This is a genomic window from Halosolutus sp. YCN4, from assembly GCF_059736495.1.
Genome location: NZ_JCASSM010000010.1, coordinates 1 through 12,005 on the forward strand (window position 1 = coordinate 1; position 12,005 = coordinate 12,005).

10 protein-coding genes and 1 pseudogene are annotated in these 12,005 nt (G+C 60.9%); 6 read left to right on the forward strand and 5 right to left on the reverse strand.

The window, feature by feature from the left end:
- Positions 1–161: 161 nt before the first annotated feature.
- Positions 162–467 (reverse strand): UxaA family hydrolase, encoded by a 306-nt coding sequence (locus AC6I6X_RS22660; protein WP_497932837.1) that lies wholly within the window; start codon positions 465–467, stop codon positions 162–164.
- A gap of 364 nt (positions 468–831) precedes the next feature.
- A complete protein-coding gene (locus AC6I6X_RS22665; RefSeq protein WP_497932838.1) occupies positions 832–1,044 on the reverse strand; it encodes a hypothetical protein in 213 nt (70 codons plus the stop codon).
- A 456-nt stretch (positions 1,045–1,500) separates the two neighbouring features.
- On the opposite strand from AC6I6X_RS22665, the gene AC6I6X_RS22670 reads away from it, so the two are divergent.
- Together AC6I6X_RS22670 and AC6I6X_RS22675 are read left to right on the forward strand one after the other, a co-directional pair.
- Positions 1,501–2,358 carry a carbohydrate ABC transporter permease gene (locus tag AC6I6X_RS22670; RefSeq protein WP_497932839.1) on the forward strand — a complete coding sequence of 286 codons (858 nt, stop codon included), beginning with the start codon at positions 1,501–1,503 and terminating at the stop codon, positions 2,356–2,358.
- Between the two features lies 1 nt (position 2,359).
- Positions 2,360–3,256, forward strand: a complete 897-nt coding sequence (locus AC6I6X_RS22675; RefSeq protein WP_497932840.1) for a carbohydrate ABC transporter permease — start codon at positions 2,360–2,362, stop codon at positions 3,254–3,256.
- Positions 3,257–3,395: 139 nt separating this feature from the next.
- Here the strand turns inward: AC6I6X_RS22675 and AC6I6X_RS22680 are convergent, their stop codons facing one another.
- Together AC6I6X_RS22680 and AC6I6X_RS22685 are read right to left on the reverse strand one after the other, a co-directional pair.
- A complete protein-coding gene (locus AC6I6X_RS22680) occupies positions 3,396–4,361 on the reverse strand; it encodes a C-terminal binding protein (protein ID WP_497932841.1) in 966 nt (321 codons plus the stop codon).
- Positions 4,362–4,414: 53 nt separating this feature from the next.
- Positions 4,415–5,674 (reverse strand): mandelate racemase/muconate lactonizing enzyme family protein, encoded by a 1,260-nt coding sequence (locus AC6I6X_RS22685; protein ID WP_497932842.1) that lies wholly within the window; start codon positions 5,672–5,674, stop codon positions 4,415–4,417.
- 133 nt (positions 5,675–5,807) lie between these two features.
- Between AC6I6X_RS22685 and yicI the strand changes: the two genes are divergently transcribed.
- From yicI to AC6I6X_RS22705, 4 genes are all read left to right on the forward strand, one after another.
- Positions 5,808–8,159, forward strand: coding sequence for an alpha-xylosidase (gene yicI, locus AC6I6X_RS22690; RefSeq protein WP_497932843.1), 2,352 nt, complete (start codon positions 5,808–5,810; stop codon positions 8,157–8,159).
- 62 nt (positions 8,160–8,221) lie between these two features.
- Entirely contained in the window at positions 8,222–9,373 is a 1,152-nt protein-coding gene (locus AC6I6X_RS22695; RefSeq protein WP_497932844.1) for an ABC transporter ATP-binding protein, read from the forward strand.
- A gap of 256 nt (positions 9,374–9,629) precedes the next feature.
- The gene (locus AC6I6X_RS22700; protein ID WP_497932845.1) at positions 9,630–10,412 is read left to right on the forward strand and encodes an IclR family transcriptional regulator; all 783 of its coding nucleotides are present in this window, start codon (positions 9,630–9,632) and stop codon (positions 10,410–10,412) included.
- Between the two features lie 822 nt (positions 10,413–11,234).
- On the forward strand, positions 11,235–11,870 hold the full coding sequence (locus tag AC6I6X_RS22705) for an IS6 family transposase (protein ID WP_497932846.1): 636 nt from the start codon (positions 11,235–11,237) through the stop codon (positions 11,868–11,870).
- Positions 11,871–11,897: 27 nt separating this feature from the next.
- Here AC6I6X_RS22705 and AC6I6X_RS22710 read toward each other — a convergent pair.
- Positions 11,898–12,005 (reverse strand): annotated as a pseudogene (locus tag AC6I6X_RS22710) (IS5/IS1182 family transposase); the annotation flags it as partial.

The window sequence follows — 12,005 nt, forward strand, 5'->3', positions numbered from 1 at the left end:
GGATCGCGTCGTCGACGATGTCCGCCGCTCGCTTTACCGTGTCGTTGGCGTACGGTGCCGTCGCGATGATCGGGACGAAGTTTCGAATGCCAATACTGCCGTCGTCTCGTTCGTATCCGAGAAAGTCTGTCATTATGTATCTTAGATTCTCTGTTGATGCGTTATGCGGTCTCCTCGGCCAGGTCGCCGCGGCCGTAGTTGCTCTCGACGTTGTGCGCGTGAACCCATTCGCCCGCCTCGATGTCCCGGGAGGCGTAGCCGATGCTGAGTCCATACTTGTACACCGTCTCGCCCTCGGGGATGTCCTCGAGGGCGATCTTGTGGCCGAACGTGACGTCTTCCGCCACTTCGACTGTGACTTCGTCGTCGCCGACGCCGACCGTCACCGTTTCCCCGTCTTCGAGTTCTCGAATGGCGGTCGCGACGTTGTCATCTGATTCTACCGCTACGATGTGGGAATCACCCATACGACAACGCAACTGATTCTCTGTTGAAATAGCTTACCATACCGGCGGTATCGGTCCCCGTTTTGGCGTGCCAACGTCGTCGGTGAGCGTCCTAGCGCCGCGCTCAGCCGAGGACGGCCAGCAAAACCAGCAGCGAGACCGTGCCAACATGAGGAAGGAGATCAACACCACGGGTATCGGCTGCATTCCGGCACATCCGATCATCGCCACTTCGAGGTCCATGCCGAAACCGACCCTCGCGAGCGGTTCGACGTAGACGATCGGGATGCGTCACACAGAGCACCGACAGGAGCACGACGACGCCGTGTTCGAGTATCTGATCGAGCGCGAGCGACGCGCCCATGAGAACGATCCCCGTCCCGAGTCAGATTTTGTGGGTTCGAACGCTAGCGTTGGCCCACTCCAGGATTTCGATCGTGTTCGTGACGACGACCCCGACGACGATCGCAACGAGCAACGCGTCGATACCCGGGAGCAGCGACCCGAGCACCGAGGCGACGACCGCACCGGTCACCAGGACGGCCACGACTGGGGCGTGGTCGACGATCGAGCGCTGGAGTGAGAGTGCATCTCCCATCGATTACCCCGGGACAGGGATGTCGAGACCGACCACGTGTCCGACGATGTCGATCCCCCACACGTCGCCTTTCCAGTCCGCATCGAGTGCCAGCTACCACCGGACGAGAGTCGTTCGGAGTCGATACCAGGCGTGAACCCGGTCGTTGTGTCTCCCGTTGTCGCTTCGTGTGGCATCTTTACCGCTCACAAAAATTTCCCACCGGTCGACGCTGATCCGTCCGTCCATGATGACGAACTAGACACAGCTCCGCGTAGTTGGCGACCTTGTCGCTACAAGCGGGTCCCGAAACGGCGTCTTCGCTAGACCGTACTTTTATATACATGGTATGGTATTTCATGTCCATAGATGGCTACTGAAACACCAGATGCGTCTGGCGGAGCTTCCCGTCAGGCGGATACTGGCTTACGAGAGCGGTACAGACGATACAAACAGCTTCGCTTCACCGACAGCGAGATGGCGGCACTACTGCTCGCCCCGGTGCTGACTTACCTCTTCGTCATCTCGTACTATCCGATCGCCGACACCGTCTGGACGAGTTTGCACTCGGGCAGCGTGATGCCAACCCGGGAACAGCAGTTCGTCGGCCTCGAACACTATCGATCGGTGCTCTCGAGTTCCTCGTTCTGGAACTCGTTCTGGGTCACGCTGATCTACACCTTCGTGAGCGTCCCGATCGAGATGGTGCTCGGGCTTGGCGTCGCGCTGCTTATCAACCGGGACTTCTGGGGCCGGTACGTCGCGCTAGTCGCGATCCTGTTCCCCTGGGCACTGCCGACGATCATCAACGCCCAGATCTGGGCCTGGCTGTTCCACGGCGAATACGGCGTCATCAACGATCTCCTCATCCGCGTCGGGATCCTCGAGTCGGCGTATCCGTTCCTCTCCGATCCCGACATCGCACTCGCGTCGATGTTGTTCGTAACGATCTGGAAGACGACCTCGTTCGTCGCATTGATCCTGCTCGCGGGACTCGCGAGCATTCCCGACAACCTCTACGAGGCCGCGCGTATCGACGGCGCATCAAAAGTCAAGCAGTTCTGGTACGTGACCCTCCCCCTGTTGAAACCGGTCATCCTGGTCGCCTTGATCTTCCGGACACTGCCGGCGTTCCAGGCGTTCGGACTCCCTTACGGGCTGACCGGTGGCGGCCCCGGCGAATCGACGACGACGCTGGTGCTGTGGGCCCACAAACAAACGTTCACTCAATTCGAGTTCGGAGAAGGAGCCGCCGCCGCAACGATCATCACGCTCGTCGCGATGGTGATCTGCCTGATCTACGTCATGACCCTGTACGAACCGGAGGTGCGCTAACATGAGTTCCGAAACCCACGATTCGACGAGTTCCGTCGCCGACGACCAGTCCGTGTTCGATCGGTTCGACCCACACCGAGTCGGCGAACAGTTGGGCTTCTACGGCTCGGTCGTCCTGCTGTGTCTGGTCTCGTTCTTCCCGATCATCTGGATCTTCCTGACGTCCATCAAACCGTCGACGGAAATCATCCAGTTTCCCGTACAGTATCTGCCATCCGAGGTCACCCTGGAGAACTACGTCATGGCTCTTCAGCAGGCCCCGTTCCTCCGCTACCTCATCAACAGCTTCATCGTGGCCTCAGGAACCGCAATCCTCTGCGTCGTTCTCGGATCGATGGCCGGATACGCCCTCTCTCGCCTCGATTTCCGCTTCAAGCTCCACGTGCTGATGATCGTGCTCATCTCGGCCATGCTGCCGTTTTTCGGTCGACTGATCCCGCTGTTCGATCTGGCGCGATCGACCGGCTTCCTCAACAGCTACCTCGGACTCATCATCCCCTACTCGGCGTTCCAGTTGCCGTTCGCGATCTGGATCTTTCAGGCGTACTTCAAGGAACTCCCCGATTCGCTCGAAGAGGCGGGCCTGATCGATGGCCTCTCACACATCGGCGTGCTGTTCAGGATCATCCTCCCGGTCTCCGCGCCAGCGATGGCAACGACGGCGATCATCGTCTTCATCTACGCATGGAACGAGTTCCTGTTCGCCCTGACGTTCATGACCGAAGATTCGATGCGAACGATCACGGTCGGAATCGCGCTCTACCAGGGCGAGTACACTTACCCGTGGGCGACGATCTCCGCGGCGGTGTTCATGTCGATCGTGCCGCTGCTCCTGCTGATGCTGTTCTTCCAGCGCAAGATCGTGGAAGGACTGACCGCCGGCGTCGGCAAAGCCTGAGCCCGACCCGTTTTCCGGCCGAACCGGCGGCGTTTCCCATTTCTCGCGCGAGTTTCCCTTCGAGTCGCCTCGTCCTGTCAGGACGCGATCGGCTCCGGTCGAGAAGGACGGGCGGAGACCGCAGAATTCGAGCGCCGATCTACACGTCGTTGACCACGTTCGCGGGTCGGTCGCCGAGCAGCGCCGCGCGGACGTTCTCCGCGGCTTTCCGGCGCCGCTCCGCGTTCGCCTCCTCGGAGTACCAGGCGACGTGTGGCGTCGCGACGACGCGATCGTGGGTCCGTAACGGATCGTCGCTCGCCGGCGGTTCGTCCGGGAAGACGTCGAGGCCAGCACCCGCGATCTCGCCGCCCTTGAGGGCGGCGAGGAGCGCGTCGCCGTCGACGATCGGTCCGCGCGCAACGTTCACCAGCACCGCCGACTCCTGCATTCGCGCGAACGCGTCGGCGTCGAACAGGCCGCGCGTCTCCGGCGTCAGCGGCGAGTGGATCGTCACGGCGTCGGCCCGCTCAAGTAGCGTCTCGAACGCGACGAGTTCGGCCCCGTGATCGGCGGCCGTCTCCTCATCGACGAACGGATCGCTCGTGACGAGATCGAACCCGAGGGCGGCGGCGCGGTCGGCGACCGCCCGTCCGATTGCTCCGAAGCCGACGATCCCGAGCGTCTGCGTCGAGAGACGGTGGATCGGCGTCGCGACGTCGCGCTCCCATTCGCCCGCGGTGACCGACTCCGTGTACCGGGTGACGCCCCGGTACAGCGAGAGCAAGAGCGCGAGCGCGTGGGTCGCCACCTCCTCCTGGCAGTAGTCGGGGACGTTAGTCACGTAGAGGCCGCGTTCAGTCGCCGCCTCGAGGTCGACGTTGTCGACGCCGATCCCGTACCGTGCGACGATCCGGCAGTCGTCCATCCGCTCGATGAGCGCACGATTGATGCCGTAGCGGAGGTTCAACACGGCGTCGGCGTCAATCAGGTGTTCGTCGACGTTCGCGTCGACGTCGACATCACCCCCGGCGTCACGTACGTCGGCGACGTCGTCTAAGACCTCCCGTTCGATGTCGAGGGTGTCGAAATCGTGGTCGCTCACCACAACGGTGTGTGTAGGCATACACCACCACGTGGAGCGAAACGATCAAAAAAGGTACCGATCGGCCCGGGCGGTCAGACGATCAGTTCGGAGCCGTCGGTGAGGTACTCCGCGGCCAGTTCGCGGTCGATCTCGACTCCGAGACCGGGGCCTTCTGGGACCTCGATGTACCCGTCCTCGAGGATCGGGCCGCTCTCGCCGGTGCGCACGGCGAACTCGTTCCACCACGGCACGTCCCTGGAGTGCCACTCCATACAGAGGAAGTTCGGAATCGCCGCCGAGAGGTGCGCGCCGGCGACGGTGCCGATCGGACTCGAGATGTTGTGCGAGGCGATTGGGATGCCGTAGAGGTCGCAGATCGTCGCGATCTTTTTCATCTCTCCGAGACCGCCGCACTTGTTGACGTCCGGCGCGGCGATGTCCATGGCGCCCTCGCGGGCGTATTTGTTGAACTGGGCAGGCGTGACGAGGTTCTCGCCGGTGAGTACGGGGAGATCGAGGGCTTCGGTCACGCGGCGCTGGGCGTCGAGTTTCTCCGGCGGCACCGGGTCCTCGAGCCACGCGAGATCGAACCGCTCGAGTTTCTTCCCCAGGCGGATGGCGGTCTCTTTCGTGAAGTTCCAGTGGAGGTCCATCCCGAGGTCGATATCGTAGCCGATCTCGTCGCGGACGGCCTCAACGAGTTGTACCTTGTGTTCGAGCGCCGCGTTGTCCATCCGGCGGGTGGCCTCGTCGTACTCGGCGTGGGTCGGCACGTCGAGGTCGAACTTGAGCGCCTCGAACCCCTCGTCGACTACCTCGCGGGCCGCGCGGGCGTACGATTCGGGCGTGTAGACCTCTCTGGGGTCGTGCGCCTCGGCTTCGCCCAGCGACTCGCCGCCATGGGTGTCGCAGTAGATCTTGATCTCGTCGCGGTACTTCCCGCCGAGGAGTTCATAGACGGGAACGTCGAATATCTTCCCTTTGATGTCGTAACAGGCGGTCTCGATCGCCGTGAATGCCGCCTGACCGATCCGGCCACAGCCCGTATAGCGTTGGTTGAGCAACTCGACGATCCGATCGGTGTCGAGCGGGTTCTCGCCGACCAGGTCGACGTCCATCCGACCGGCCATGTCGAGGGCGGCCTCTGCTCGGAACGTTTCGCCGAGCCCGTAGTGTTCGGTGTTCGTTTCCACCTTGACGATCCCCCAGGTGAAGTTGCCGGCGATCGCCATGGTCTTGATGTCGGTGATTTCGACGTCCCGCTCGGGTGGTCGGTGGGTCTCCTCGAGGCCCATATCCCGCCACGGCACGCCGCCGCCCTGCGGAATCCGGTAATCTGGCTCGTCTTGCATGAGTACACTCGCCAAGAGAGAGAATAGCACTATAATGATTGTGGTTAGGGTGAGACAGTGAGTCCGACCGCGACACGGGTGGCGACGACTCGTGAATAGTTTTAATAGGGTGTCCGCGTCTCTCTGAGAACGAATGGCGAACACTACCGTCAGTTCGGTCCGGGAGTACGAGCGGACCGGCAATACGATCGAATTGCTCTGTAACGTTGATCGGACCCTCGAGCAACCCCGCAGTGACGATCGGCCGGTCCCGGTCACAATCCGGTTTCTGAACGCCTCGACGTTCCGGTTTGAGTTGCGGGCGAACCCCGAAGCGGGTACCGATCGCAACCCCTATCCCGAGTTCGACGAGGACGCGATCCGCGAAGACGTCGCCTTAGACCTCGACGAGCGCGACGGCGTGCTCGCAGTCGACACCGGCGACCTCTGCCTCGAGATCGGCCTCGAGACGTGGTCGTTCCGCGTCGAGGACGCCGACGGCGCGGTCCGCTTCGAGGAACAGCGGAAGGACCTCGACGTCCGGGGGAACGACCGCGTCGAACCGCTCGGCTTCCGTGAGGAGGAGATCAACCACGGCCCCCACCGGGTGACGGAGACGGGCACCGCGTTCGCGCTGACTCCCGGCGAGCGCATCTATGGGCTGGGCGAGAAGTTCACGCCCTTCGATCGGCGAGGCCAGGAAGTCGAGTCCTGGCACGTCGAACCGCTGGGCACCGAGAGCGAGCGCGCATACAAGAACATCCCGTTCCACGTCTCCTCGCGGGGATACGGACTGCTCGTCGATACGACCCACCGGGTGCGCTACGACCTCGGGAACGAGTCGACCGCCAGCGCGACGGTCGCCGTCGAGGACGACACCTTTGCGTTCGTCTTCTTCGCCGGGTCGTCGATCAAGGAGATCCACAGCGCGTACACGGCACTGACGGGTCGACCCGACCGCCCACCGAAGTGGAGTTTCGGCGTCTGGATGTCGCGACTCGGCTACGAGTCGCGCGAGCAACTCGAGGCGATCACCGCGCGCCTCCGCGAGGAGGAGATCCCGGCGGACGTCGTCCACCTGGATCCGTTCTGGATGCGCAAAAACAAGTCGACGGACCTGGTCTGGGACACAGAGCAGTTTCCCGACCCTGAAGGGATGATCGAGGACCTCCACGAGAACGGCTTCCGGCTCTCGCTGTGGGAACACCCCCACGTCCCTGTCGGCACCGAGGCGTTTGAGACCTGCCGCGAAGGGGGCTACTTCGTCGAGGACGGTACCGGCAAGCCGTACGTGATGGAGCGGACCTGCCAGGGCGACTACCGCGGCGCGATCGTCGACTTCACGAACCCCGACGCGGTCGCGTGGTGGACCGACAAACACCGCGACCTGCTCGAGATGGGTGTGGACACGTTCAAGACCGATTACGGGGAGTACATTCCCGAGGACGCGGTCTTCGACAACGGCCTCTCCGGCAAAGCGATGCATAACCTCTACCCGTACCTCTACAACGAGGCCGTCTACGAGACCGTTGGCGAGGTCAATGGCGACGACCAGGCGCTCGTCTGGGGCCGGGCCGGTTGGACCGGAAGCCAGCGGTTTCCCGTCCACTGGGGCGGCGACCCCCAGACCTCATTCAACGGGATGGCCGCCGCGCTGCGCGGCGGGCTCAGCGCGTCGCTGTCCGGCATCGGCTACTGGAGTCACGACATCGGCGGCTTCCGCGGCGAGCCCGACGACGAGGTGTACGTTCGGTGGGCGCAGTTCGGGCTGCTCTCGAGTCACTCCCGGTGTCACGGGACGACCCCGCGCGAGCCCTGGGCGTTCGGCGAGCGAGCGGTCGAGATCTTCCGGGAGTTCGCCCGACTCCGCTACCGGCTCCTGCCGTACATCTACAGCGAGGCCGAAGTGACCAGCAGGACGGGGTACCCGATCGTTCGACCGCTGCTCTTCGAGTTCGAAGACGATCCGCGAACGCACGAGATCGCAGACCAGTACCTGCTCGGCGAGTCGCTGCTCGTTGCGCCCGTGTTCGACGAGACCGATTCGCGATCGCTCTACCTGCCGGAGGGCGAGTGGATCGAGTGGTGGTCCGGCGAGCGCTACGCGGGTGAACAGACCCTCGAGGTCGACGTGCCGCTCGATCGGATCCCGCTGTACGTCCGCGCCGGCTGCGTGCTTCCGACGCGCGAGCCGGCACAGACGGTTCAAGAGGGGCCGCCGGAACGACTAACGCTTCAGGCTACACTCGACGACGGCGGCGCATCCGGACGCTACTACGACGAAGCGCGCGACGAACTGGCCGAAATCGAGGTCAGCGTCGACGGAACCACGCTCATCGTCGACGTCGGTCAGATGACGCCGGTCCGTGAATTCGTCGTCGAGGGAGTCGACGGGCGTGTAGAGAGCGTCAGCGTCAACGGGACTCCCCTCTCGTCCGTCGAAACCGCACCGGATCCGGGAGAGTGGGTTGACGAAGGTGAGAACGTGCGGTTCGTGGTCGAGTAGCCGACCGAGTCTCCGCACCACGGGATTTATTAGCAATACACTCAAACCCCAGTAACAGGACTATGGGACAGGTTGACGTAAGCGGATTGACGAAGGTGTACGACGACGGCAGCAGTAACACGATCGTTGCCGTCACCGATCTCGACATCACGATCCAGGACGGCGAGTTCCTCGTGCTCGTCGGCCCGTCTGGATGCGGCAAATCGACGACGTTGCGCTGTCTGGCCGGTCTGGAAATGCCAACCCAAGGAACCATCGATCTCGACGGAAAAGAGATCACCCGGAAACGGCCCAAAGAACGGGGGGTCGCCATGGTGTTCCAGAACTACGCACTGTATCCCCACATGAACGTCCGGAAGAACATGACTTTCGGGCTGAAGATGACGACGGATCTTTCCAAACAAGAGCGGATCGAAAAGGTCGAGGAAGCGGCCGACATTCTGGGTATTACCGACCTCCTCGAGAAGCGACCGAAAGAACTCTCGGGCGGCCAGCAACAGCGTGTCGCCCTCGGTCGCGCCATCGTTCGCGATCCGGAAATCTTCCTGATGGACGAACCGCTGTCGAATCTGGACGCGAAACTGCGGTCTCAGATGCGAACAGAACTGCAGCAACTCCAGCAGAATCTCGACGTCACGACGGTCTACGTGACCCACGACCAGACCGAGGCGATGACGATGGGCGATCGGATTGCCGTGCTCAACCAGGGTCAGCTCCAACAGATCGGGACGCCGCTCGAGTGCTACCATGAACCGGCGAACCAGTTCGTCGCAGGCTTCATCGGATCGCCGAGCATGAACTTCATCGAGGTCACCCACAAGGCCGGGACGCTCGTCGGGCCGTCGTTCGAGTACGATCTTCCGTCGGAGATCCAGCAAGAGATCGCCGACGAGAACACAGAGTTGACGCTCGGTATCCGACCTCAGGACATCGAACTCGCCAAACCGTCCGTCGATAACGCCATCACTGCAGACGTAACGGTGATGGAGCCGATGGGGGAAGTATCGAACCTCTATCTCGACATCGGCGAACAGACGTTGACCGCGAGCATCAGCGGCGAACTCGTCATCGACTCGAGCCAGGACATCAATATCGTTTTCCCTGCCGATCGGATCCACCTCTTCGACAGAGCGACCGGCGACGCGGTCAAGAACCGGGAAGCGATCGACGAGGGTGATGACCTCGAAAAGCATATGATCACTCCGTCCAGCTGAGTTCTCCCGTTTCTCCGTCCATTGTCACAGCGTCGCTGTGAGACCACGTTCCTCCACGGTGGTCGTCCGCGAGTCGTTTGCAACTCGTGAACGCGCGCGATCGAGGTCACCGTTACTGGTTCTGTGAACGACGTAGTTCTGCGCCGGGTCGATCGACCGTGCGACGGATACCGAACGCTTACGGCTTAATGTAGATCGTAGCGAATGCGTTTTCCACATGCAAACAATTATGTGGGTCGTGCTACCATCAGAGAGTATGAGCGATCACCAAGACGGCACGACGGAACGACGGACCGTGAACGCGGTTCAGTTCTCCTGTGACATACTCGATGCGCTGAAACAACTAAACGGCGCAGGAGTGACGGAGATCGCGAACCACCTGGACGCCTCGAAAGGGGCCGTACACACGCACCTGGCGACGCTCGAGGCGAACGAGTTCGTCGTCAAACGTGACGACGAGTACAGGCTGAGTCTCCGGTTTCTCGATCTCGGCAAGTACGTCCGCGACGAGATCAAGATCTACGACGTCGTGGAAGAAGAGATCGAGCGGCTGGCCGACGTCAGCGGCGAAGTCGCACAGTTCATGGTCGAACAGCACGGTCGGGGCGTCTACCTGTACAAAGCGGAGGGCGAAAACGCCGTCCAAACCGCCTCCTACGTCGGTGGACGTAATCCCATGCACTGTACCGCCCTCGGGAAGGCGATCCTCGCACACCTCTCCGGAGAACGCGTCAGAGAAATAATCGACCGCCACGGGTTGGCAGCGAAGACACCGAACACGATCACCGAGCGGGAGGAACTCTTAGCGGAACTCGAGGTGATTCAGGAGCGAGGACTCGCGTACGACAGGGAGGAGATTTTCAAAGGGCTGCAGTGCGTCGCAGCACCAGTCCTCAATCGGAGCGGCGACGTGATCGGCGCCGTCAGCGTTACCGGGCCGACGAGTCGAATGCAGGGCGATCGGCTGGAAGAAGAGGTTGCGGAGATGGTTCAGCACACGTCGAACGTGATCGAGGTAAACGCCGCACAGGTCCAGTAGTGTTCGCACCTCGAAAACGCGTTTGATAGCGATATCCGCTGCGACCCGATTTGCAGGGATCGTGTTTGCACAGAACAAACGGCAGCAGTGGTCGGAAAGCACCGGGATTACACACATACGCTTGTATATATTTTAACGGTTCTCGTCAGAAGGTCGTTCGCAGACCGATTCCGCGGTTGATCCTGAATTTACATTCGTATGGTTGTAATGAATCGTTCGAAAATCATATCCGTTCCTCGTTCTGAAATCGTTCAAACAGTTTCTCCAGATGCGATGTACCATGTATGTCTGTGGATCGCCATGAAGACACTACATTCGCTCAGGAGGCATCACGATACACGAACAAGAATCCACGTTTCCGACTCGCGGCTGGTCCGTGGGAGTAGTAGAAATTCGACCTCACACTTCACGAGGATTCGAATTCGAAACCAGATCCGATCGAGGACGGACGCCCGGCCACTCGAAATCGACCGCGTAGTCTGCGTGTGTGGCAGGGTTGTCTTTGGCTTCGCATTCCACGTTCGGAACCGGAATTCATGATTTTGGACTCGTTAGCAGTCCTGAAATGACTCACGATCCACTCTCGGTGTGTCCACTAACCGACTACCCACCCTAGTTGATACTTGTAAAACCGATCGAAACGGCACCGTCTAGTTAGGGCGGTTTGAGAAGCGAGCAGGTCGTAGAGTTGGTTTGGAATGATGCTCGCAGACCTGCTCAGCGAGTGCTACGCGGCTGAATTTGATGAATGTTGGGAGCGTGAGCGGAGGCGCTGTTCAGATTAGAGTTTGAAGGAGCGAGGCGGTGGAATTCGTGGTGCCTATGCCAGAATTCAGCCGCCTCACGCACCCTAGCAGCGACATTCAGTTAGATTTTGTGGAGCGCGAGCAGACACCGCGGGAACTGATGCGACTCAGTATCCACCTCCATCTCGGCGACCTCTCGCTTTCGGATACTGTTCGTATTCTGGAGAGATTCGGTGTCGACCGTGCTCGTTCCACCGTCCACAACTGGGTGCAAAAAGCAGAGCTACAGCCCGAAGACGGTAAATCGCCGGATCACGTCGCAGTCGACGAGACGGTGATCCAACTCACTGACGAACGGTACTGGCTGTTCGCTGCTGTCGATCCAGCCACGAACGAATTCCTCCACGTGCGGCTGTTTCCGACGCGAAACACCGGACTTACAGGAATCTTCCTCGACGAGTTGAGCGAGAAACACGACGTCGTCGACGCCGTGTTTCTCGTCGATTCCGCTGACTGGCTACGAGCTGCACTCCACCGCCGAGGCTACGAGTTTCGGTACGAACGCCACGGCCATCGTAACAGTGTCGAACGTGTCTTTCAGGGAATAAAACGGCGAACGTACCAGTTTGGAAATCACTTCCGAAACGCCGATCCAAAAACGGCCGAAAAGTGGTTGCAGAGCTTCGCGTACTACTGGAATCGGCTAATCTGAACAATGCCCTTGTTTAGACGGCTAAAATCACCCGTTAGAGGCGTCGAGCGCTAGTTCGACGTTTCTGACGGCGCATTTGAGAACGAGTTCGCGGAATTGACCGAACCACGTCCTCGCTCGAACGATCTCGCCGTA

Bases quoted from the DNA above. Each gene is read 5' to 3' on its own strand.
- AC6I6X_RS22695 (WP_497932844.1), top strand. From the start codon at position 8,222: ATGGGACAGGTTGACGTAAGCGGATTGACGAAGGTGTACGACGACGGC.
- AC6I6X_RS22660 (WP_497932837.1), bottom strand. From the start codon at position 467: ATGGGTGATTCCCACATCGTAGCGGTAGAATCAGATGACAACGTCGCG.
- AC6I6X_RS22700 (WP_497932845.1), top strand. From the start codon at position 9,630: ATGAGCGATCACCAAGACGGCACGACGGAACGACGGACCGTGAACGCG.
- AC6I6X_RS22680 (WP_497932841.1), bottom strand. From the start codon at position 4,361: ATGCCTACACACACCGTTGTGGTGAGCGACCACGATTTCGACACCCTC.
- AC6I6X_RS22675 (WP_497932840.1), top strand. From the start codon at position 2,360: ATGAGTTCCGAAACCCACGATTCGACGAGTTCCGTCGCCGACGACCAG.
- AC6I6X_RS22705 (WP_497932846.1), top strand. From the start codon at position 11,235: ATGCCAGAATTCAGCCGCCTCACGCACCCTAGCAGCGACATTCAGTTA.
- yicI (WP_497932843.1), top strand. From the start codon at position 5,808: ATGGCGAACACTACCGTCAGTTCGGTCCGGGAGTACGAGCGGACCGGC.
- AC6I6X_RS22685 (WP_497932842.1), bottom strand. From the start codon at position 5,674: ATGCAAGACGAGCCAGATTACCGGATTCCGCAGGGCGGCGGCGTGCCG.
- AC6I6X_RS22670 (WP_497932839.1), top strand. From the start codon at position 1,501: ATGGCGGCACTACTGCTCGCCCCGGTGCTGACTTACCTCTTCGTCATC.
- AC6I6X_RS22665 (WP_497932838.1), bottom strand. From the start codon at position 1,044: ATGGGAGATGCACTCTCACTCCAGCGCTCGATCGTCGACCACGCCCCA.